Below are 21,872 nucleotides of genomic sequence, written 5' to 3'. Positions count from 1 at the left end.
GCGGCGCGGTCGCGGTCGCCGTCGTCGGGTCACTCCAGCGGTTCGCCGGGGAGGGACGCGTAGGCCGCGCGCAGCGCGGCGAGGAGCGGGTGGTCGGTGGTCAGCCGTCGGTCGTCGATGGCGCTGATCGGGCGCACGCCGATCGCCGCGTTCGTCGCGAACGCGGCCCGCACGCCGTGCAGTTCCCGCGTGACCGGCGTGACGGTGTACGGATGGAGCCGCTGGAGCAGCGCCATGGTGACGCCGGGGAGTGCGTCCGCTCGCGGCCACGTCACGACGGCCTCGTCGTCGCCGTGGACGAAGCCGACGTTCCACGTGCAGCCTTCCGAGACGAGGCCCGTGGGGTCGGTGAACAGCGCGTCGTCGTAGCCGTCGAGCCGCGCGGACCGGCGCAGGTGCAGCGCGCCGAACAGTCCGACGTGCTTGACGGCGGGCAGCTCGCGGCGGAAGGCGCAGGTCCGCACCCGCAGGGGAGGCTCGTCGGCGGAGCCGGCGCCGCCGGCGGGCCGGGTGGTGACCAGGACGTGCGGCGTGGCGGTGGCGGCGGGGTCGCCGACGTCGATCGCCGGGTCGAAGACGGTCACGCGCGCGACGAACGAGCCCGTCACCTCGCGGGCGGCCCGGGCGAGCAGGTTCCGGACGCGGTCGGGCGCCAACTCGGCGCCGAACACGGTCCGGCAGTCCCTGACCAGCCGCTCCAGATGGAGGGACAGGCCCCGGACCCTGCCGTCGTCGACCCGCATCGTGGTGAAGTGGCCGTAGTTCGTCAGGGCGAGGGCGCGCAGGTCACCGGAGCCGGCCGGGGCGCCGTCGAGGAGTGCGAGTGCCATGACCGCAGTCTCCCGGACGGGGCCGTCGGGAGGTGGCGTCGGGTGTGGCCGTCGGACGGGTCAGGGGCGCCAGGTTCATGCCATCTGCTGGGCCGCTTCCAGCACCAGCTCCCAGGGGAACGCTCGGGGCGACCCTGGCCCGGGGCGTTGGGGACGAAGCCGCCCTCGCCGTGGAGCACCCGGACGTCCGCCTCGTGGAGGAGGGTCAGGGACCGGGCGAACTGGGGGTGGGCTCCGTAGTCGGTGTTGACGCACGGCATCACGACGAGAGGCAGCTTCTTTCCGACCGCCTCGACCGCGACGCCCGCCACCCAGGTCGGGGGTGATTTCCCCAGGCAGACGTCCCAGCCCTGCCGCTGGGCCGCGCGGGTCGCACGGTCGACGTCCTGCTCGGGCGGCGCGGCGCAACCCAGCGGGGCAGAGCACACGGCTCGTCATGGGGTGAGCTCATCACGCGCAACGACCGGCGCGGGGCCTCCGGGCGTCCCGAGCCTTCTGGCGTCCCGGGCCTTCCGGGCTTCCTGGCTTCCTGGCTTCCTGGGCTCCCGGGATTCCGGGTGTCCTGGTGCGGTGTGCTCTCACACGGTGTCGGCGCTGGTGGGTGGCCGGCGTCGCGCGGGGGCGGGACAACGCGGACGCGGTGAGACCCTCACCGGACCACGGTGCGCGCGCCCGGTTCGGTGGCGCGCCTCCGGGGGCTGGGGCTCGGTGGGTGCCGTGAGCGCGGTGGCGCGAAGGAGGTCGGCGAGAAGGCGGTGTGGGTTCGGCTCCTCGACAGCCGCGGCGGGTCCTACGGTGTGCGGGTACTCACCTAGCGCGGCACAGGGGGCCGAACCGCCCTGTGCGCCCACCAGGCGCAGGCGTAAAGGGTGAGCGCGCAGGCCAGCGCGGCGCCACCGCCCGTCGCCGTGTCCGAGAGAACTCCCTCCACCACCTCTTTGACGGGTGTCGGATCGCCTGGGCCAGCTCCGCCTCGATACTCCTCCATGCTCTGCGTGTTGACCACGGCACCGGCGACGGCGGCAACGGCGAGCGTTGCCATGACGCCCCAGCGGGCCGCTACCGGAAGCCCGGCCCGGACGGTGACGCCGGTGGGTGCGGGCCCGAGGCGGCGCCACAGGTGCGCCACGATGGCGAGCAGCCCTCCGATCGTGCTGAGGTGTTGGACCACCCGCGCCACCGTGAGATCCCCCGTGACGTGGGACCGCATGACGCTCAGGTGAGTGACCACGTAGCCGTCGGCGTGCGTGAAGGAGTCCCACGCCAGGTGGGTGAGGATGCCGATCACGACCGACAGCAGTACCCAGCCTGCCCGGCGTAGGACGTCGCCGCCGCGCTCGGCCGGCTCGACCGGCCTGGCGGGTCGAGCCGGCCGAGCGGGCAGTAGGTCGGCGGCCGGGCGGCGCACCAGCCAGTACAGCGTCAGGAGGGCCAGCGCGTACGGCACGCCCACGGTCAGGCCGGACAGGCTGTGGGAGGCGGTGGCGTTGAGGAACGGCTCGTACCAGGACTGGGCGTTCACGGGTATGCCCGCGGCTCCGAGGAAGTACGGCGCGTCCGGAGCCATGGCTCCGCAGACCAGGGCGGCCGGCGAGAACGGAGGGCGCAGCAGCGGCAGGACGGCTGCGGGGTGGGAGAGCGTGAACGGCATGGACGATCTCTTCCGTGTCGGCGCGGCCCTCGTGGGACGAGTGTCGGGCGCGGTCGGACATCGAACGGCGGACATCGGACAGGGACGGCGCACGGCTACAGGTCGGCAAGTTGAATAACTCTTCCGATGTTATATGACGCCTGACTGACTATCTGGGCGGTCCGCGACGCGGAGCCGCCCACGCGTTGGGGAGGCGGCTGGTGAAGGGGCGCGCTTCAGCGCTGGTTGGACCCGCCGCGAAGGCGAAGCGCGTGCACGCCGACGGCCAGCACGCCGGCCAGCGGCACAGCGGTGGCGATCCCCACAACGGTGAGCAGTTCGCCCCAGCCTCCCCTGTAGGCGTAGGCCACGAACGGCGGGCAGGCCGCGGCCATCGCGGCCGTCTCGGTGAGCCCCGGTGACGTTGACCGCCAGGCCAGCACGAGGCCGGTGGCCGCCAGCACAAGCAGGGGCCACATGCCGTAGTCGGTGCTGACCGGCAGCGCGTCCGCCTGGAGAGCTGCTACCGGCAGCCACGCCGCTGCGGCCATCGCGCCAGCCGCGACGCACACCCCGGGCCCCGGCAACAGATCGGGCGGACACGCCAGGACGACCAGAGTGGTGAGCAGCGCCATGGCTGGGGTGACGAGCGGGTCGCCGAACGCGGGCCCGCTGACGACAGCCGCGACAGCCAGTGCCACGAGTCCGACGGCGACCGCGACCACGCCCACCCGCCACCGTCCCGTCAGCGCCGTGACCGCCCCGACGACGACAAGCGCCGAAGCGAGGAGCAGCACGGACCACGCGTCGGCGAAGAAGTGAGCCGGGCCCGGCGTGGAGACCTCGACGGCGTACCAGCGGCTCAGGTGCGTACCGCTGTCCGCCGCCGCCGCGCCGACCGCGAACGGCGCCGCGCTCGCCAGGAAGCGTCCGGCGGCCGTCACGGAGCTCACGCCCAGCCTGGTCCGCACCCCGTGAGCGGCGATGTCCGCGGCCTCCCGCCACCTGTCCGCGGGGGAGGCGTCCGCGGTGGCCTGCTGATAGACGGCAAGGATCTCCTCACCGCACTCCAGCCGGTACCGCCGCGGATACAGGCGCAGAACCAGCCCGATCACGCCGGCGCGACCGCCCCTCCGGAGGCCCTCAGCCGCCGGCGGGCTTCACGGGCGGTGGCCGCCATCCGATCCGCCTCGACCGCCAGCCTCTCCCGCCCCGACGGCGCGAGGGCGTAGACCTTGCGGGCTCGGCCGTCGACGACCTCCTCGCGGTGCACCTCGATCAGCCCGTCCTTCTGCAGCCGGTCGAGGGCGCCGTAGAGGGTGCCGGTGCGCAGGACCACCCGGTTGCCGGAGAGCGACTTCACCTCCTGAGCGATGGCGTAACCATGCCGCGGCTCATCCGCCAGGGCCGTCAGCACCAGAAGGGTCGGCTCCTGCAGGACGCGCTCGCTCATCGGTCAAACATATGTCGCCCGACGACCTATCGGCAAGGCTGGCTGGGGCGCCGCGGTGCCCCGTTGTCGGCCGCCGTCCTCGCGCGTCCGGCGCGCCGCGCGGGCAGGGCGCCGCCGTCGCCGTGACGGCCAGGCGGGGCCGGTGCACACGGCGCTCATCACCGTGGCCGCCACGGAGTACAAAGCGAGCTGAAACGGCGTCGGCGGCGGTCGAATCCCGAACGGGACGGGCGCGAGCGGGTGCTGTGGACCGGGGCGCGTCTGCGGCCCGTTGACGGGTCGGGGTGGGAGTGGCGGGCGGACCGCGACAAGTTCATCCTCAAGCCCTCCGAAGAGCCACCTCCGGCCGGGGAGGCCGCCGTCGAGGGCCTTGACGTCCCCCGGGGGCACACGAGCGGGTCCGCTTTCGGCCGGGAGCGGCCCGGCGACGGCGCATACCCTCGTTTCGTGGCGGAGCAGACGGACGTGGATCACTACGCGCTGTACGTGGACGACGCGAGGGTGCTGGCGGCGATCGGGGCGCACGTCGTCGCGCGGACGGGGCGGGTCGCCGTGCGGCTGCCCAGGGCCGTGGCCGAGGCCGCCGTGGCGGCGTGGGAGCGGGAGGACGTCGGTGAGGTGCCTGGCGAGGAGACCCTGGAGCAGTGGCGGCTGCGGGACATGGCCGGGGATCTGGGGTTGATCGGTGTCGCCTTCTCGGAGCGAGGCCGTTGGGAGGGCGAGGAGGTCGTCGTCGAGTTGGACGTCGCCTTGGCGGGCGCGGCAGCGAAAGAGTAAGAGGCGTAGGGGCGGTCAGAGGGCGTCGATCAGGGCGGTGGTGACGTCCGCCGTGGTGGCGGTGCCGCCGAGGTCGCGGGTGAGGACGCCGGCCGCGGTGGTGGCGGCGACGGCCTCGCGCAGGCGCGTGGCCTCCGCCGGCAGGCCGAGGTGGTCCAGCATCAGGGCGGCGCTGCCGACCGCGCCGATGGGGTTCGCCAGGCCCTGGCCCGCGATGTCGGGCGCGGAGCCGTGGACCGGCTCGAACATGCTGGGGAAGCGGCGCTCCGGGTTGAGGTTGGCGCTGGCGGCCAGGCCCAGGCTGCCGGCGAGGGCGCTGCCGAGGTCGGAGAGGATGTCGGCGTTGAGGTTGGAGGCCACGACGACGGAGAGGTCCTGCGGGTTCAGCACGAACTTCGCGGCCATCGCGTCGACCAGGACGCTCTCGGTCTCCACGTCCGGGTAGTCGGCGGCCACCCGACGGAAGACGTCGTCCCACAGCACCATGCCGTACTGCTGGGCGTTGCTCTTGGTGACGCTGGTGACCTTGCGGCGGTCCCGGGTGCGGGCGAGGTCGAAGGAGTACCGCATGATCCGTTCGCAGCCGACCTCGGTGAAGAGCGCCGACTGGACGGCGACCTCGCCGCCGTGGCCCCGGGCGGAGAGGTTCCTGCCGCCGAGGCCGGCGTACTCGCCCTCGCTGTTCTCGCGGACGACGACCCAGTCCAGCTCGTGCTCGTCGGCCGAGCGCAGCGGGCTGCGGACGCCGGGCAGGAACTGCACGGGGCGGATGTTGGCCCACTGGTCGAAGCTCTGGCAGATCCGCAGCCGCAGGCCCCAGAGGCTGACGTGGTCGGGGACGTCGGGCCAGCCGACGGCGCCGAAGTAGATCGCGTCGAAGTCCTTCAGGCGCTCCAGGCCGTCCTCGTCCATCATCGTGCCGGTCTCGCGGTAGTACCCGCAGCCCCAGGGGAACTCCTCCCAGGCGAAGGTGAACGCGCCGCCCGAGTCCCCGGCGAGGGCGTCGAGCACGGCGCGGCCGGCGGCGACCACCTCGGCGCCGACGCCGTCGGCGGGGATCGCGGCGATGCGGAAGGTCCGGGGGGCGGTCGCGGGGTCGTTGCCGGGGTCGGGCATGGGAGTGTCCACGTCTGCCAGTGAAGCGGCTGGCGGGCGTCGCGTCCAAGACGCGTTGCCGATGCGGGTCATAGGCCCTGCCGATGGGTGCGGCGGAGCGGCGGAGCGGCGGAGCGGCAGCGCGGGGGAGCGGGGGAGCGGGCGGCGGGTCAGGGGCCGTCCGCGAGCTCGCGGGCGAGGTGGCGGAAGGCGCGGGCGGCCGGGGTCACGTGGTCGCGGCGGCTGACCAGCGCGATCCGTAGCCGGGCGGGGTGGTCGACGGGCGCGACGGCGGCGCCGCAGCGGTGGGCGAGCCCCGCCCACGCCTCGGGCAGCACGGCCGCGCCGACCCCGGCCAGCACCAGCGGCAGGATCGTGGTGCGGTGGTCGACGACGGCGGCGATCTCCGCCGCGCCGTCGGTGATCTCGTCGACCAGGCCGCGCATCATGCTGCCGGGGCGGGAGACCACCAGGCGCAGCCGCGCCAGTTCGGCGGGCGTGACGGGCCGCCCGTCGCGGACGCCGCCGGGGCCGGTCTCCGCGTCGGCGACGACGACGAACGCCTGCTCGCCGAGGGCGACGACGTCCAGGCCCGGCGCGGCGGGCGGCCCGGCGGTGCCGAGCAGGCCCAGTTCGCAGGCGCCGGTGCGGACCAGGCGCAGCACCTCCTCCGCCGTGAAGGCGGCGTGGGCGGTGACCGTGGGCCCCGGGTGGCGGTCGGCGAAGCGGCGGATCAGCGTCGTCAGGGGTTCGATGCCGGGCGAGGGCATGGTGGCGACCTCGACGGTGCCGCGCCGCAGTCCGTTGAGCGCGGCGGCGGCGTCCCGGACGGCCGCCATGTCGCGCAGCGCGCGGCGGGCGGGGGCGAGCAGCTCCCGTCCGGCCGCGCTGAGTTCGACGCCGCGTCCGACCCGGTGGAAGAGGGGGACGCCGAGGTCGGTCTCCAGGCCGGCGATGGCCTGGGAGAGCGAGGGCTGCGCGACGTGCAGGGCGGCGGCGGCCCGGCTGAAGCCGCCGTGCTCGACGACGGCCACGAAGTACTCCAACTGCCGGGCGTCCACGCCGTGTCCGTTCCTCTCCCTCGGGTCCGCCGCGTCGCCGCTGGGCTGCTCGGCCGCTGGGCTGCTCGGTTGAATCCGATGATCCGCCGGTCCGCGCGGGGACTCCTGTCCGTTTCCCGGCTCTCCGCCCCTCCTGCCCCGGTTCGGATTCGCCTGCACGGAACTTCTTCTATTCGTAAAGCCTGCGTGCTAGCTTAACGGATCACGTGAATGGTCACAGTGATCATTGCTGTATTCGTTGGATTGTGGAGGAGGGGCAGCACATGCGGATGCGCGACAGGGTGGCCGTGGTCACCGGCGCCGCTCGGGGCAACGGCCTTGCCATCGCACGGCTGTTGGCCGCCGAGGGCGCCCACGTGGTGATGGGGGACCTGCTGGAGGCGGAGGTGCGGGAGGCCGCCGAGGGCATCGCGGCCGAGGGCGGCGCGGCCACCGGGCTCGCCTGCGACGTCTCGAACCCGGACGACGTGGAACGGCTCGTCGCGGCGGCCGAGGAGCTCGGCGGCCCCCACGCCGTCGTCGCGCAGGCCGGCGCGCGCCACGAGGGCGGCATCATGGCCACCACGCCCGAGCAGTGGGACCACTACATGTCGGTGGACGTCAAGGGCACCTACCTGTGCGCCCGCGCCGCGATCCCCCGCATGCGCCGGCTCGGCGGCGGCAGCATCGTCACCATGTCCGGCACCTTCGGCGTCGTCCCCGAGCCCGGCATCGCGGTGCAGGCGGCGGGCAAGGGCGCGATCCTCGCGTTGACCAGGGCCATCGCCGTCGAGGTGGGGCCGGACAACATCCGGTGCAACGCCATCGTCCCCGGGTACATCGAGACCCCGATGCTCGACCGCTGGGCCAACGACCACCCGGACCCGGCGGCGGCACGCAAGGCCGTGACCAGCATGCACGCGCTGCGGCGGCTCGGCTCGCCCGAGGAGATCGCCGCGATGGCGCTCTTCCTCTGCTCGGACGACTCCTCGTTCTCCACGGGCCACCCGTTCCCGGTGGACGGCGGGCTGTCCATCGGGATGAACAACATCTACGAGTTCGAAGCGCTGCGCGGCAACACCGGCCGCGGGCTCGACGCCTGAGAGGAGCCAGCGGTGCGACTGGACAACATCGACCTGCTCTGTAGGAACACCCAGCGGATGGTCGACTTCTACCACGGAGTGCTCGGCCTCGACTTCTTCCTCCCCTACGAGCCGGGCGACTCCTGGGCGGCGCTCCAGGCCGGCGACGTGACGCTCTACGTCTTCGAGACCACCTCCACGGCGGAGCCGGTCCACCGCGTGCACGTCGCGGCCGTCGACCCGCCGGGCCTGTCCGCGTTCGGCCTGGTCGTCGACGACCTCGACGCCGCCGTGGCGCGCCTCGACCCGCACGTGTCCTGGGCGGGCGACGCGCGCCGTTGGGACCACCCGAGCGGCACGTGGTACCGCTTCCGCGCCTTCTACGACCCGGAGGGCAACGTCCTCAGCGTCACCGAGCCGCACAAGGTCGAGCCGCACAAGGTCGAGCCGCACAAGGTCGAGCCGGGCAAGGGTGCCCCGGACGCCGCCGGGGCGCCCGGGGCGGGTCGGTGATCTGGCCCGAGGGGGCGTCCTCGGCGGGCTGCGTCACGCTCGACCTCGACGCCGACGAGGTGTGGCTGGCGGAGGACCCGAGCGCGGGCCGCCGCCCGGGGCTGCTCTCGCAGGGCGTCTACGGTCCCCGGGTCGCCCTCCCGCTGCTGCTGGACGTCCTGAAGCGGTACGCGGTGCCGGCGACGTTCTTCGTGCCGGGGCGTGTCGCCGAGCGGTACCCGGAGTCGGTCGAGGCGATCCTGGCGGGTGGTCACGAGGTGGCCCACCACGGGTACACCCACCGCGCGCCGGCCACGCTGACGGCGGAGGAGGAGGAAGAGGAGCTGGTCCGCGGGCTGGAGGCGCTGCGGCGCCTCGGCGCCACGGTCCGCGGGTACCGGGCGCCGTCCTGGGACGTGAGCACCAGGACCGTCGGCCTGCTGGCCGCCCACGGCCTGGCGTACTCCTCGAACCTGATGGCCGACATCCTCCCCTACGGCCACCCGGGGACCGGGGTCGTCGAGCTGCCGGTGCACTGGACGCTGGACGACGCGGCGCACTTCTGGTTCGCCCAGACGTCCTTCAGCCGGACGATCGCCACCAACGAGGAGGCGGCGGCGATCTGGACGGCCGAGGCGGAGGGCATCGCGCGGCTGGGCGGGGTGTGCGTGCACACCTTCCATCCGCAGATCATCGGGCGGCCGGGCCGGCTGTCGCTCTTCGAGGACCTCGTCAGGGAGACGGCGGAGAACGGCGCGGTCTGGACCGCCACGGCGGGGGACATCGCGGAGTGGGCCGCGCGCGAGGGCGTCGTGTAGGCCGGGCCGGGCCCGGCCGAGCCGGGGAGCCGCGTGGGCTGGTGGGCAACGCGGGAACGCCGGAACGCGGGGCGTGGGAACGCGGCGGCGCGGCGACCGGTGCGTTTCCGGCGGGTTCGCGGAATGCCCCGTCGGACGTTCCGCCGGAACGCCCGACGGAACGTCCGACGGAATGCGCTAGACGGTGTCCTCCTCCTCCGCTTCCCGTTCCTCACGGTCCTGTCCCTCCCGCGGCACCGGCATGTGAATTTCTCGTTTCGAGTTCTCGGGAACGTCGGGGACACCCCAGCCATAGGCCATCTTGTGAATTTCGAGGATCAGGAAGGTCTGCGTCGAGGTGATGCCCTCGATATGGTGCAGCCGGTTGTTCAGCAGATCGGCGAAGTGGGCTGTGTCCCGGCACACGACCTCCAACAGGAGATCGAGATCGCCGCCGATCGACGCGACGTAACTCGCCTCGGGGAACTTGCTGACGCGGTCGGCGACTTCGCGGACCATCCCGGGCTTCACCCTGATGCCGACCATCACCATCAGGTCGAAGCCGATCTTCAGGGGATCTGCGATTCCCACGACCTGCATGACCTTGTTGCGGACCAGCCGCTGTACGCGATAGCGAACGCCTCCCTCGCTCACCCCGAGATCCGCGGCGATCTGCGTGAACGGCCGACGCCCGTCCCCCTGGAGCTGGGCGATGATCCGGCGGTCGATGTCGTCTAGCTCCACGTCAACACCCTCCCGTTGGCTACGAATTTCGTAAGCAGACTCTAGCGTTCACTATCGAATCCGTAAAGCTGTCTTGACAGCCTTACTTTTTTCGTTGAATGTTCACGTAGGCACCACGAGGTGCGCACCGCGCGGCAGAAGACGTCCGTCGCTCGCGAAGTGGCACCGCAGTTCCACCGGAAGGATGGGCCGTGAGAACCAGAACAACATCACGAGTCGCCACCGCAACGCTCGCGGTCGGCGTCCTCACACTGACAGCGGCGTGCGGGTCCACCCCCGGGGAGAACAACGGCGGTGGCGACGGCGGCGGGGAATCCTCGGACAAGGTGGTCGTCGCCAGTTGGGGCGGTCGTTTCAGCGAGTCGATGATCACCGCGCTCGCCGAGCCGTTCACCGCGGAGACCGGAATCGAGGTGCAGGTCGTCGACAGCCCGGGGAACTACGTCGCCCAGGTGCAGGCCCAGCACGACGCCGGAAACGTGCAGTGGGACATCATCGACTCCGCCGCCGCCTCCGACGCGCAGTACCTCTACGACCAGGGCCTCCTCGCGACCCCCTCCGCCGAGCTGCGCGGGGTCTTCGAGCAGGAACTCGGCGAGGAGAAGCTCACCGACTACAGCTTCACCTTCGCCAACCACGCCTACATCGTCGCCTGCAACAACGAGGCCGTGGAGCAGTGCCCCACCAGCATCGAGGAGTTCTTCGACACCGAGAACTTCCCCGGCCGCCGCATGATGCCGGGCGACGGCTCCTCCTACAGCCAGCTGATGGCCATCCTCTCCCAGGCCCTCGGCAACCCCGCCGACCAGGCCCTGCCCGTCGACATCGAGCCCGCGCTCGACAAGCTCCGTGAGATCAAGCCGGACGTCCGCGTCTGGTGGACCTCCGGCGACCAGATGGAACAGGCCATGCAGCAGGGCGAGGCCGACATGGGCATCATGTACAGCGGTCGCGCCTTCAACCTCGCCGACAACGGCATGGACCTCACGATCTCCTGGTCCGGCGTCTACACCCCCGGCCACACCGCGCTCGTCGAGGGCGGCCCCAACACCGAGGGCGCCGAGCGCTTCCTGGAGTGGATCGCCTCCAACCCCGAGGCCCAGGCCGAGTGGTCGCAGATGATGAACTACTCGGTGCCGCACCCCGAGGCCCTCCGGATGCTGCCCGAGGAGGAGGCCAGCCGCCTCTCGGACTGGCCGGCCAACCACGAGCGGATCGCCCTCCAGGACGTGCCCTGGTACCTGGAGCACAAGGAAGAGATCGACAGCGGCATCCAGCAGATCGTCCAGGGCGGCTGATTCCGGTTGAGCACCACCGGCCTCACCGAGATCGGCCAGAAGCCCACCACGCCCGCCGCCCCCCGGCGGCGGGCGTGGGAGCAGCGGGTGCACGGCGGCGTCGGCCTGTTGCTGGCCGCGCCGCTCGTCATCGGGCTCGCGCTCTTCGTGGGCTACCCGTTGCTGCGGATCTTCCTCGACGCCTCCTCCGGGGGCGAGCCACTGAGCCGCTACGGCGACGTCCTCAGCGGTGAGGTCAGCCGCCGCGCCCTGCTCACCACCCTCGGCAACAGCGTGCTCGTGGTGCTCGTCGCCACCACGCTCGGCATCGCCCTCGCGTGGACCCTGCACGTCACCGAGCGGCGCTGGGTGCGCGTCCTGCTGTGGACGACGGCGCTGGTGCCGTTCTGGATGGGCGTCATCGTCAAGAACTACTCGATCTACCTGATGCTGTCGGCCAACGGCCCGCTCAACACGTTCCTCCAGGACGTGGGCCTCACCGACGGCCCCCTGAACCTGCTCTACACCCAGACGGCCGTCATCGTCGGCATCGCCTACTCCCTGGTGCCCTACGCCGTCCTCTCCCTCTACTCGGCCTTCATGCACATCGACAGGGAACTCCTCAACGCCGCCCAGACCCTCGGCGCCAGCCGCGTCCGCGCGATGGCGTCCGTGGTGCTGCCGATGGCGCGCGGCGGCGTCGCCACCTCCATGGCGCTGGTGTTCGTGCTGTCCATCGGCTTCTACGTCACCCCGATCATGCTCGGCGGCGCGCAGACGCCGTTCATGGCGACGCTGATCTCGCAGCAGATCTTCAACCTCTACGACTACCCGGGGGCGGCGGCCAGCGCCGCCGTGCTGCTGCTGATCGCGGTGGCCGTCGTGGGGGCCGTCTTCGCGACCGTCGGCGGTCGCGCGCTGAAGGCGGCCCTGCGATGAGCGGGACGAGCCGGACGAGCGGCACGAGCGCGAGGAGCGCGCGGCGCACGCGGCGGGCCGGCCGGATCGGCGACCGCGTCCTGCGCGTCGTCGGCGTCACCGTGACGGGCCTCGCGGTCGCGTTCATCCTGGCGCCCGTCCTGCTGACCGTGGTGCTGTCCTTCGCCAACGACGCGATGGTGAGGTTCCCGCCCGAGAGTTGGGGCACCGACCGGTACACCGAGCTGTTCGGCAGCGAGAAGTGGCTGTCGGCGCTGTGGCTGTCGGTCCGGCTCGGCCTGTGCTCCGCGCTGCTCGCGGTGGTGGTCTCCGTGCTGGCGCTGCTGGCGATCCACCGCAGCAGGATGCGCTTCGGCGGCCTGCTGGAGGGCGCCAGCCTGGTCAGTCTCATCATCCCGATCTCCGCCTACGCGGTCGCGATGTACTCGGTCTTCAGCCAGTACGCGATCCTCGGCACCTTCTTCGGCCTGGTGCTCGCCCACGCGGCGCTCTCCGTGCCGCTGGTGATGCTCGTGGGCGGCGCCGCGCTGCGCAGCGTCCCCGCCGAGCTCGAACTCGTCGCCATCACCCTCGGCGCCAGCCGGGTGAGGGCCTGGACCGGCGTCACGCTGCGGCTGGCGCTGCCCGCGCTCCTCGGCGGCTTCGTGATGGCCTTCCAGCACAGCTTCGAGGAGGCCGTGCTCATCAACTTCCTCGGCGGCCCCGGCCTGGTCACGCTCCCGAAGGCGGTCTTCGACTCCGTGCAGTTCGGCAGCGACCCGGTGATCACGGCCATCGCCGCCTCGATCGTGATCGTCTCGTCGGCCCTCGTCGCCGTCCCGCTCGCCCTGGCCAGAGGAGCCAAACGATGACCCCACCCGACACGACGACCCCGGCGGTGGAACTGGTCGGGCTCAGCAAGAGGTTCGGCAACGTCACCGCGGTCCGCGACGTCACCCTGACGGCGGCCACCGGCGAGCTGATCAGCGTGCTGGGCGCCTCCGGCTCGGGCAAGACGACCCTGCTGCGCCTGGTCGCCGGCTTCGAGGCGCCGAGCGAGGGCGAGATCCGCCTCCACGGCCGCGAGGTCTCCAGCCTGAGCCCCGCCGAGCGCGAGGTGGGCATGGTCTTCCAGAACTACGCCCTCTTCCCGCACCTCACCGTCCGCCGCAACATCGAGTACGGCCTGCGGATGCGCGGCTGGGACCGCCAGCGGCGCGCCGCGCGCGTCACGGAGATGCTGGAGCGGATGCGGCTGGCCGACTTCGGCGACCGGCTGCCCCGCCAGCTCTCCGGCGGGCAGCAGCAGCGGGTGGCCATCGCGCGGGCCCTGGCCTACGAGCCGCGGCTGGTGCTGATGGACGAGCCGCTCGGCGCGTTGGACAAGGCCCTCAAGGAGAGCCTGCTCGGCGAGATCCGCCGCGTCCACCGCGAGTTCTCCACCACCATCCTCTACGTCACGCACGACCGCGAGGAGGCGCTGACGCTGTCGGACCGCGTCGCGATCATGCACGACACCCGGCTGGTCTCCTGCGCACCGGTGCGCGAGCTCTACCTCGCCCCGCCCAGCGGCTTCGTCGCGGGCTTCTTCTCCGGCGCCAACGTCATCCCCGTCACCGGGGACCCGGTGGCGCTCGTCCGCCACGGCGTGGAGGACGCGGAGCTCACCATCTCCGGTGCCCGCCACACCCTGCCGCTGCCGGCCGGGGCGACGGCGGCCGGGGCGACGGCGGCCGGGGCGACGGCGGGCGGCGCCGGGGCGGACGGCCTCGCGCTCGTCATCCGCCCCGGGCAGGTCGAACTCGCGCCCGAGGCGGGCACCCCCAGCGTCGAGGGCGCCGTGGCCGACCTCGTCTTCCTCGGCGACGTGGTCCACGTGCGGGTGGCCGTCCCCGGCATCGCCCGGCCCGTGAGCTGCATGGCCGCGCTGCCGGAGGCCGTGGGCCTCGCGGTGGGCGACACCGTCACCCTCGGCCTGCCCACGCGCCACCTGCGGCTGCTGCCGGCCGGCGAGGACGGGGCGGCGGCGTGAGCGGGGAGAGCGGCGTGGGCGGGGAGCGCGGCGTGGGCGGGCCGGCGGACACCGTGTTCGTCTCCGGCGAGGTGTGGACCGGCGACGCCGTCGGCAGCCGCGCCTCGGCCGTCGCCGTCACCGACGGCACCATCACCGCCGTCGGGACCGACGCCGAGGCCATGGCGTTGGCGGGCCCTCGCACCGAGGTCGTCGACCTGACCGGCCGGATGCTCGTGCCGGGATTCGTCGACGCCCACGTCCACGCCATCAAGGGCGGCCTGGAACGCCTCCAGTGCGACCTGCTGCCGTACGCCACCGTGCCGGAGTTCCAGCGCGCCCTGGCCGCCTACGCCGAGCGCGTCCCCGACGCGCCCTGGCTGCTGGGCGGCGGCTGGTCCATGGCCGCCTTCGAGGGCGGCATCCCGCACGCGCGGGCGCTCGACGAGGTCTGCCCCGACCGCCCCGTCCTCCTCTACAGCCGCGACCACCACACCGCCTGGGTCAACTCCGCGGCCCTCGCCGTCGCCGGCATCGACCGCACCACCCCCGACCCGCCCGGCGGACGCGTCGACCGCGACCCCGACGGCACCCCCTGCGGCGCGCTCCAGGAGCGGGCCATGGCGCTGGTCGCCCGGCACATCCCGCCCCTCGGACAGGATGCCCACCTCGCGGGACTGCGGGAGGCCCAGCGCTACCTGCACTCCCTCGGCGTCACCGGATGGCAGGACGCCAAGGTGCTGCCCCAGCCCGACGACGCCGCGACCTACGCCGCGTTCGCCGACCGCGGCGAGCTCACCGCGACCGTCGTCGGCGCCCAGTGGTGGGAGCCGGACGGCGGCCTCGACCAGCTCGACAGGCTCCGCGAGGTGCGCGCCACCCTCGCCCGCCCCGGGCTGCGGTTCGACAGCGTGAAGCTGATGCTCGACGGCGTCTGCGAGACCCACACCGCGGCCCTGCTCGACCCCTACGTCGGCCGGCCGCGCCCCGACGAGCACGGCATCGCCTACTACGGGCAGGAGCAGCTCGACGAGACCGTCGCCGCCCTGGACGCCGCCGGTTTCCAGGCGCACTTCCACGCCGTCGGCGACGCCGCCGTCCGGCAGGCGCTCGACGCCGTCGCGTACGCCCGCGCCCGCAACGGCGAACGCGGGCTGCGCCACCACGTGGCCCACGTCCAGGTCGTCCACCCCGCCGACCTGGCCCGTTTCCGCGCCCTGCGCGTCGGCGTCAACGCCCAGCCGCTGTGGGCCAGGAACGAGCCGCAGATGACGGAGCTGACCGTGCCGTTCCTCGGCGAGGAGCGCGCCGCCTGGCAGTACCCGTTCGGCGGCTTCGCCCGCACCGGCGCCGTCCTCGGCTTCGGCAGCGACTGGCCGGTGTCGACGCCCGACCCGCTCGCCCAGATCCACGTCGCGGTCAACCGCACACCGGTGCCGTCGGGGAAGGCCGGGGCCACCCCGCCCGAGGTCTTCCTCCCCACCGAGCGCATCACCCTGAAAGAAGCCATGACAGCGTTCACGTCCGGCAGTGCCCACCTCAACCGCACCGACCACACCCACGGCTCCGTCGAGGTCGGCAAGCGCGCCGACCTGGTGACGCTCGACCGCGACCTCTTCGCGGCGCCCGAACGGGTCTGGGAGGCCCGGGTGTTGGAGACGCGCGTCGCCGGCCGGGTGGTGTTCGCGGCATGAGCCGTGGTGAGGCACGCGTCGACGGCTGGGCTCGGGAGGCGCTCGCCGGGGTCAGCCCGACGCCGTACTGGCTGGACGACACCGTCCCGGGCAACGGCCCCGCGCCCGCGCGCGCCGCCGCGCTGCGCGGCGGGACGACGGCCGACCTCGTCGTCGTCGGCGGCGGCTACAGCGGGCTGTGGACCGCGCTCCTCGCGAAGGAACGCGACCCCGCCCTCGACGTGGTGCTGCTGGAGGCCCGCACCGTCGGCGGCGCCGCGTCGGGCCGCAACGGCGGCTTCTGCGTCTCCAGCCTCACCCACGGCCTGGCCAACGGCATGGAGCGGTGGCCAAGCCAGATCGCTCGGCTGGAGAAGCTCGGCATGGAGAACCTCGACGCGATCGAGGAGACCCTGGCCCGGCACGGCATCGACTGCGACTTCGAGCGCAGCGGCGAACTGCGCGTCGCCACCGAGGACTGGCAGCTGGAGGAACTGCGCGCCTCCGTGGCCGCCGCCGCCTCCGTCGGCATCCGCCGCGAGCTGCTCGACGCCCGCGCGGTGCGGGCCCTGGTCGACTCCCCCACCTACCGCGGCGCGTTCTGGAGCCCCGACGACTTCTCCCTGGTCCACCCCGCGAAGCTCGCCCGGGGCCTGCGGGTGGCCTGCGAACGGCTCGGCGTGCGCGTCCACGAGGACTCGCCCGTGGTCCGCGTCAGGGACGAGGGCGCCACCCTGCGGCTGACGACGCCGGGCGGCGTGGTGCGTGCCCGGCGCGCCGCCTGGGGCACCGGCGCGTTCCCCGGCCCGCTGCGCCGGCTGCGCCACTACGTCGTGCCGGTCTACGACTACGCGCTGGTCACCGAGCCGCTGACGGACGAGCAGCTCGCGCGGATCGGCTGGTCGGGCCGGCAGGCCATGGCGGACGCCGCCAACCAGTTCCACTACTACCGCCTGACCGCCGACAACCGCGTGCTGTGGGGCGGCTACGACGCCGTCTACCACTTCCGCAACCGGATCGAGGACCGGCTCGACCAGCGGCCGAAGACCTTCGGGCTGCTCGCCGAGCAGTTCTTCGAGACCTTCCCGCAGCTGGCGGGCGAGGTGCGGTTCACCCACGCCTGGGGTGGCGTGGTCGACACCGTCAGCCGGTTCACCGCGATGTACGGCACCGCCTGCCGCGGCAAGCTCGCCTACGCCGTCGGGTACACGGGCCTCGGCGTCGGCGCCACCCGGTTCGGGGCCCGCGTGATGCTGGACCTGCTCGCGGGGCGGCGCACGGAGCTGACCGAGCTGGAGATGGTGCGCAGGAAGCCGCTGCCGTTCCCGCCGGAGCCGCTGCGCTACGCCGGCATCCAGCTGACCCGGTGGGCCATCGCCCGCGCCGACGCGAACGGCGGGCGGCGCAACCTGTGGCTGCGCACGCTCGACCGGCTCGGCATGGGCTTCGACTCCTGACCCTCCGGCCCCTGACCCTCCGGCCCTCGACCCTCCGGCCCCTGACCCTCCGGCCCTCGACCCTCCGGCCCCCGACCCTCCGGCCCCCGACGCACGAGACCGCCCACCGACGATCGGTTGAGACATGAGCAGCGTGAGCAGCGTGAGCAGCTTCCAGTACATCAACGGAGCCTTCCGCGACGGCACGTCAGGCACCACGGGCGACGTCGTCGACCCCGCCAGCGGCACGACGCTGCACACCGTCGCCCTGGCAGGCACCGACGACGTCGACCGCGCCGTCGCGGCGGCCCGCGACGCCCTTCCCGAGTGGTCCCGCGCCACCCCGGGCGAGCGCTCCGCCGTCCTCGCGCGCGCCGCCCGGCTGCTGGAGGAGCGGGCCGAGGAGTTCGCGTGGGCGGAGACCCTCCAGGCCGGCAAGCCGATCCGGCTCAGCCGGGAGTTCGACGTCCCGGGCACCATCGACAACACCGACTTCTTCGCCGGCGCCGCCCGCAACCTCGAAGGGCGCGCCGCCGCCGAGTACTCCGCCGACCACACCTCCATGATCCGCCGCGAGCCGGTCGGCGTCGTCGGCTCGATCGCGCCGTGGAACTACCCCCTCCAGATGGCCGCGTGGAAGATCCTCCCGGCCGTCGCCGCGGGCAACACCATCGTCCTCAAGCCGGCCGAGAACACGCCCGTGACCAGCCTCCTCCTGGCCCGCACCCTCACCGAGGCCGGCCTGCCCGACGGCGTCGTCAACGTCGTCACCGGCACCGGCCAGACCGCCGGCGTCCACCTGGTGCGCCACCCCGACGTGGCCATGGTGTCGTTCACCGGCTCCACCGTCGTCGGCCGGCAGGTCATGGCCGGCGCCGCCGCGTCGGGCCCGAAGCGGGTCCACCTCGAACTCGGCGGCAAGGCGCCCTTCGTCGTCCACGACGACGCCGACCTGACGGCCGCGATCCACGGCGCCGTCGCCGCGAGCCTCATCAACACCGGCCAGGACTGCACGGCCGCCACCCGGGCGATCGTCCACCGCTCCCGCCACGCCGAGTTCGTCTCCGGCGTGGCCGACCTCTACGCCACGGTCCGCCTCGGGCCCACCGGCGAGGAGGCCACGGACCTCGGCCCGTTGATCTCCGGGCGGCACCGGCGGAAGGTCGCCGGCATGGTGGACCGCGCCCGCGCCTACGCGCGCGTGGTCACCGGCGGCGCCGCGCCCGGCGGCGACCTCGCCACGGGCTCCTACTACGAGCCGACGCTCGTGGTCGACGCCCCGGCCGCCAGCGAGATCGTCCGCGAGGAGGTGTTCGGCCCGGTGCTCGCGGTGCTGCCGTTCGACACCGACGACGAGGCCGTCGCCCTCGCCAACGACACCCCCTACGGCCTGGCGGCCTCCGTGTGGACCCGCGACGTCTACCGCGCGCTGCGCGCCACCCGGGAGATCCAGGCCGGCTGCGTGTGGGTCAACGACCACATCCCGATCATCAGCGAGATGCCGCACGGCGGGTACAAGGGCTCCGGCTTCGGCAAGGACATGTCGACCTACTCCTTCGAGGAGTACACCAACGTCAAGCACGTCATGCACGACCTCACCGCCGAGGCGGCCAAGCCGTGGCACCGCACCGTCTTCCGCCTCTGAACCCCGCCGGCCGGGAGATCCTCTCCGCCATCGAGGAACGCCTCGACTCCGCCACCGCCCGGGGCCTGGCCCACGCCGTCGACCACGCCCTGCGCGACGGCCTGCTCGCGCCGGGCACCAAGCTGCCCCCCATCCGGCAGGTGGCCACCCAGCTGGCCCTGTCCCCGACGACGGTCAGCGCGGCCTGGTCGCTGCTCGGCCGCTCGGGCACCATCAGGACCGACGGGCGGCGCGGCACGAGAGTCTGCGCCGCCACCTCCCCCGGGCCGGTGCGGTACCGCAGGGCGGTGGGCCGCCCCGACGCGTTCGACCTGGACCTGTCCACCGGGGTGCCGGACCCGGCGCTGCTGCCCGACCTGACGCGCGCCTTCGGCAGCCTCGGCGCCGACCCGGTGCCCCGCAGCTACCTCGACGAGGCCGTCGAGCCCCGGCTGCTCGCCCTGCTCCGCGCCGACTGGCCCTACGACGCCGAGGCGTTGACCGTGGTGGACGGCGCGATGGACGCGCTCGACCTGACGGTCCGCGCGCTGCTGCGCTTCGGCGACCGCGTCGTCGTCGAGCACCCCTGCTTCCCCGCCCTGGCGGACCTGCTGGAGGCCGGCGGCGTCCGCGTCGTCGGCGTGCCGGTCGACGAGCAGGGGCTGCTGCCGGGGCCGTTGGCCGGCGCGCTGCGGCGGCCGACCGCCGCCGTCTTCCTCCAGCCGAGGGCGCAGAACCCGACGGGCGCCTCGCTCACCGACGAGCGGGCCCGCGAGCTGGCCGCCGTCCTCGACGACCAGGGCGCCGCGCCCGACGCCCTGGTCGTCGAGGACGACTCGGCCGGGGCCATCGCCACCACGCCGCCGACCAGCCTCGGCCGCTGGCTGCCCGCCCGCACGGTCCACATCCGCAGCTTCTCCAAGTCCCACGGGCCCGACCTGCGGTTGGGCGCCCTCAGCGCGCCCGCCGCCGTGATGCGCGAGCTGCTGGCGCGGCGGCAGCTCGGCCAGGGCTGGACCAGCCGCGTCCTGCAACGCATCCTGCTGACGCTGCTCACCGACGCCACCGCGCTCGCGCAGGTGGCGGCGGCCCGCGCGGCCTACGCGCGGCGGCGGCACGGCCTGGCCGAGGCGCTGGCCGAACACGGCGTCACCGTCGCGCCGGGGGACGGGCTCAACCTGTGGCTGCCGGTCAGGGACGAGGCCGCCGCCGTCGGCCACCTCGCCGGGCGTGGCATCGGCGCGGCGCCGGGCTCCCCGTTCGAGCTGCTGCCCGAGCCGGCCGCGCACCTGCGGATCACCTCCGGCCTCGTCGACAGCCGGCTCGCCGAGCTCGCCAGCGAACTCGCCGTCGCGGCGCGGGCCGCCTGAGGCCCCGCCGCCCGGTGGCCCGGTGGCCCGGTGGCCCCGCGTGGGGCGCCCCCCTGGCCGGGGCGGCGACCGGGGCGGCGGTCGGGTCTCCGGCCAGGAGGGCGGTCTGGGAGCCGGCGGCGTCGGATGGTCACCCGGCGGCGTGGCGGTCGGCGACCGCGAGGGCCTCGTCGAGGATCGCGACGCCCTCGGCGACCTCCTCGGCGGTGGTGGTGCACGGCGGCACCACGTGGGTGCGGTTGAAGTGGGTGAACGGCCACAGGCCGCGCGCCCGGCACGCGGCGGCGAACTCCGCCATCGGGGCCGCCGCCGCGCCCGAGGCGTTGAACGGCACCAGCGGCTCCCGCGTCTCGCGGTCCCGCACCAGCTCCACCGCCCAGAAGACGCCGAGCCCCCGCACCTCGCCGACGGACGGGTGCCGTTCCGCCAGCTCCCGCAGCAGGGGGCCGATCACCTCCTCGCCGAGCCGGCGCGCGTGCTCCACGATCCCCTCCTCCCGGAAGATCCGGATGGACTCCACAGCGGAGGCGCAGGCCAGCGGGTGGCCGGAGTACGTCAGGCCGCCGGGGTAGGGGCGGTCGCGGAACGTCTCGGCGATCGCGTCGGAGATGATCACGCCGCCCAGCGGCACGTAGCCGGAGTTGACGCCCTTGGCGAAGGTGATGAGGTCCGGCGTGACGGACCAGCGGTCCACCGCGAACCACTCGCCGCAGCGGCCGAAGCCCGCCATCACCTCGTCGGCGACGAGCACGATGCCGAACTCGTCGCACAGCGCCCGCACCCCCGCCAGGTACCCGGCGGGCGGCACCAGGACGCCGTTGGTGCCCACCACGGTCTCCAGCACGACGGCGGCCACCGTGTGCGGGCCCTCCACCTCGATCGTCTGCCGCAGGTGGGCCAGCGCCCGCTCGGACTCCTCGGCCTCGGTGGTGGCGTGGAACGCCGAACGGTACAGGTAGGGGCCCCAGTAGTGGACGACGCCCGGGGAGCCGGGCTCGGAGGGCCAGCGGCGCGGGTCGCCGGTGAGCGCGATGGCGCCCGAGGTGGCGCCGTGGTAGCTGCGGTAGGCGGCGAGCACCTTGTGGCGGCCGGTGTGGAGGCGGGCCATGCGGACGGCGTTCTCGTTCGCCTCGGCGCCGCCGTTGGTGAAGAACACGCGGTTGAGGTCGCCGGGGGCGAGCTCGGCGATCAGCCGTGCCGCCTCGCCGCGCACGTCGTGGGCGAAGCCGGGCGCCAGGGTGGCCAGGCGGGCGGCCTGCCGCTGGATCGCGGCGACGAGCCGGGGGTGCTGGTAGCCGATGTTGACGTTGACGAGCTGGGAGGTGAAGTCGAGGTACCGCCGGCCGTCGTGGTCCCAGAAGTGGGAGCCGGAGGCGCCGGCCACGGGCAGCGGGTCGATGTGGCCCTGGGCGGACCAGGAGTGGAAGACATGGGCGCGGTCGTCCCGCCTGACCCGCTCGGCGGTGGCGGCGGGCCCGGCCGCGTCGGGTGCGTCGTGCGCGCTGGCCGCGTCGGCTGCGCTGGCCGCGTCGGGTGCGTCGTGCGCGCTGGCCGCGTCGGCTGCGCTGGCCGCGTCGGCCACGTTGGCCGTCTCGGTCGTGCTGGTCGTGTCGGTCACGGGAG

At 73.7% G+C, this 21,872-nt stretch carries 20 protein-coding genes; 12 read left to right on the top strand and 8 right to left on the bottom strand.

What is annotated here, in order from left to right:
• Window positions 1–29: 29 nt before the first annotated feature.
• The 4 genes from ACTWP5_RS04785 to ACTWP5_RS04770 form a co-directional block, all read right to left on the bottom strand.
• A complete protein-coding gene (locus ACTWP5_RS04785) occupies window positions 30–830 on the bottom strand; it encodes an aminotransferase class IV (RefSeq protein WP_443219448.1) in 801 nt (266 codons plus the stop codon).
• Between the two features lie 811 nt (window positions 831–1,641).
• Window positions 1,642–2,481: a DUF4184 family protein gene (locus tag ACTWP5_RS04780; protein WP_443219447.1), complete on the bottom strand. Its 840-nt coding sequence runs from the start codon at window positions 2,479–2,481 to the stop codon at window positions 1,642–1,644.
• 215 nt (window positions 2,482–2,696) lie between these two features.
• The gene (locus ACTWP5_RS04775) at window positions 2,697–3,575 is read right to left on the bottom strand and encodes a hypothetical protein (protein ID WP_443219446.1); all 879 of its coding nucleotides are present in this window, start codon (window positions 3,573–3,575) and stop codon (window positions 2,697–2,699) included.
• Window positions 3,572–3,913, bottom strand: a complete 342-nt coding sequence (locus tag ACTWP5_RS04770; protein ID WP_443219445.1) for a PadR family transcriptional regulator — start codon at window positions 3,911–3,913, stop codon at window positions 3,572–3,574. The genes ACTWP5_RS04775 and ACTWP5_RS04770 overlap by 4 nt, the downstream gene beginning before the upstream one ends.
• A 447-nt stretch (window positions 3,914–4,360) precedes the next feature.
• Here ACTWP5_RS04770 and ACTWP5_RS04765 point away from each other — a divergent pair, with 447 nt between their 5' ends.
• Entirely contained in the window at window positions 4,361–4,690 is a 330-nt protein-coding gene (locus ACTWP5_RS04765; protein WP_443219444.1) for a hypothetical protein, read from the top strand.
• A gap of 15 nt (window positions 4,691–4,705) precedes the next feature.
• Here ACTWP5_RS04765 and ACTWP5_RS04760 read toward each other — a convergent pair whose 3' ends face one another.
• Window positions 4,706–5,806: a tartrate dehydrogenase gene (locus ACTWP5_RS04760; RefSeq protein WP_443219679.1), complete on the bottom strand. Its 1,101-nt coding sequence runs from the start codon at window positions 5,804–5,806 to the stop codon at window positions 4,706–4,708.
• Window positions 5,807–5,955: 149 nt separating this feature from the next.
• The gene (locus ACTWP5_RS04755; RefSeq protein WP_443219443.1) at window positions 5,956–6,846 is read right to left on the bottom strand and encodes a LysR family transcriptional regulator; all 891 of its coding nucleotides are present in this window, start codon (window positions 6,844–6,846) and stop codon (window positions 5,956–5,958) included.
• Window positions 6,847–7,109: 263 nt separating this feature from the next.
• On the opposite strand from ACTWP5_RS04755, the gene ACTWP5_RS04750 reads away from it, so the two are divergent.
• The 3 genes from ACTWP5_RS04750 to ACTWP5_RS04740 are packed head-to-tail and all read left to right on the top strand — an operon-like array spanning window position 7,110 to window position 9,217.
• Complete coding sequence (locus ACTWP5_RS04750; RefSeq protein WP_443219442.1) at window positions 7,110–7,928, top strand: SDR family NAD(P)-dependent oxidoreductase; 819 nt, start codon at window positions 7,110–7,112, stop codon at window positions 7,926–7,928.
• A 12-nt stretch (window positions 7,929–7,940) separates the two neighbouring features.
• Window positions 7,941–8,420 (top strand): VOC family protein, encoded by a 480-nt coding sequence (locus ACTWP5_RS04745; RefSeq protein ID WP_443219441.1) that lies wholly within the window; start codon window positions 7,941–7,943, stop codon window positions 8,418–8,420.
• Window positions 8,417–9,217 (top strand): polysaccharide deacetylase family protein, encoded by an 801-nt coding sequence (locus tag ACTWP5_RS04740; RefSeq protein WP_443219440.1) that lies wholly within the window; start codon window positions 8,417–8,419, stop codon window positions 9,215–9,217. The genes ACTWP5_RS04745 and ACTWP5_RS04740 overlap by 4 nt, the downstream gene beginning before the upstream one ends.
• 177 nt (window positions 9,218–9,394) lie before the next feature.
• On the opposite strand, the gene ACTWP5_RS04735 is transcribed toward ACTWP5_RS04740, so the two are convergent.
• The gene (locus tag ACTWP5_RS04735) at window positions 9,395–9,940 is read right to left on the bottom strand and encodes an Lrp/AsnC family transcriptional regulator (protein ID WP_443219439.1); all 546 of its coding nucleotides are present in this window, start codon (window positions 9,938–9,940) and stop codon (window positions 9,395–9,397) included.
• Between the two features lie 191 nt (window positions 9,941–10,131).
• Here ACTWP5_RS04735 and ACTWP5_RS04730 point away from each other — a divergent pair, with 191 nt between their 5' ends.
• From ACTWP5_RS04730 to ACTWP5_RS04695, 8 genes are all read left to right on the top strand, one after another.
• On the top strand, window positions 10,132–11,238 hold the full coding sequence (locus tag ACTWP5_RS04730) for an extracellular solute-binding protein (RefSeq protein WP_443219438.1): 1,107 nt from the start codon (window positions 10,132–10,134) through the stop codon (window positions 11,236–11,238).
• A 6-nt stretch (window positions 11,239–11,244) separates the two neighbouring features.
• On the top strand, window positions 11,245–12,156 hold the full coding sequence (locus tag ACTWP5_RS04725; protein WP_443219437.1) for an ABC transporter permease: 912 nt from the start codon (window positions 11,245–11,247) through the stop codon (window positions 12,154–12,156).
• Window positions 12,153–13,007 carry an ABC transporter permease gene (locus tag ACTWP5_RS04720; protein ID WP_443219436.1) on the top strand — a complete coding sequence of 285 codons (855 nt, stop codon included), beginning with the start codon at window positions 12,153–12,155 and terminating at the stop codon, window positions 13,005–13,007. Before ACTWP5_RS04725 ends, ACTWP5_RS04720 begins: the two co-directional genes overlap by 4 nt.
• Window positions 13,004–14,167: an ABC transporter ATP-binding protein gene (locus tag ACTWP5_RS04715; RefSeq protein WP_443219435.1), complete on the top strand. Its 1,164-nt coding sequence runs from the start codon at window positions 13,004–13,006 to the stop codon at window positions 14,165–14,167. The genes ACTWP5_RS04720 and ACTWP5_RS04715 overlap by 4 nt, the downstream gene beginning before the upstream one ends.
• Window positions 14,164–15,840: an amidohydrolase gene (locus ACTWP5_RS04710; RefSeq protein WP_443219434.1), complete on the top strand. Its 1,677-nt coding sequence runs from the start codon at window positions 14,164–14,166 to the stop codon at window positions 15,838–15,840. Before ACTWP5_RS04715 ends, ACTWP5_RS04710 begins: the two co-directional genes overlap by 4 nt.
• On the top strand, window positions 15,837–17,276 hold the full coding sequence (locus ACTWP5_RS04705) for an NAD(P)/FAD-dependent oxidoreductase (protein WP_443219433.1): 1,440 nt from the start codon (window positions 15,837–15,839) through the stop codon (window positions 17,274–17,276). The genes ACTWP5_RS04710 and ACTWP5_RS04705 overlap by 4 nt, the downstream gene beginning before the upstream one ends.
• A 124-nt stretch (window positions 17,277–17,400) precedes the next feature.
• On the top strand, window positions 17,401–18,900 hold the full coding sequence (locus tag ACTWP5_RS04700; protein ID WP_443219432.1) for a gamma-aminobutyraldehyde dehydrogenase: 1,500 nt from the start codon (window positions 17,401–17,403) through the stop codon (window positions 18,898–18,900).
• A complete protein-coding gene (locus ACTWP5_RS04695) occupies window positions 18,873–20,249 on the top strand; it encodes an aminotransferase class I/II-fold pyridoxal phosphate-dependent enzyme (RefSeq protein ID WP_443219431.1) in 1,377 nt (458 codons plus the stop codon). Before ACTWP5_RS04700 ends, ACTWP5_RS04695 begins: the two co-directional genes overlap by 28 nt.
• Before the next feature lie 130 nt (window positions 20,250–20,379).
• On the opposite strand, the gene ACTWP5_RS04690 is transcribed toward ACTWP5_RS04695, so the two are convergent.
• Window positions 20,380–21,867: an aspartate aminotransferase family protein gene (locus ACTWP5_RS04690; RefSeq protein ID WP_443219430.1), complete on the bottom strand. Its 1,488-nt coding sequence runs from the start codon at window positions 21,865–21,867 to the stop codon at window positions 20,380–20,382.
• Window positions 21,868–21,872 lie beyond the last annotated feature (5 nt).

It is taken from the genome of Streptomyces sp. 4N509B (assembly GCF_052245655.1).
In the GTDB taxonomy this organism is placed as follows: Bacteria; Actinomycetota; Actinomycetes; order Streptomycetales; family Streptomycetaceae; genus Streptomyces.
This window is presented reverse-complemented; position numbering and strand designations above follow the sequence as displayed.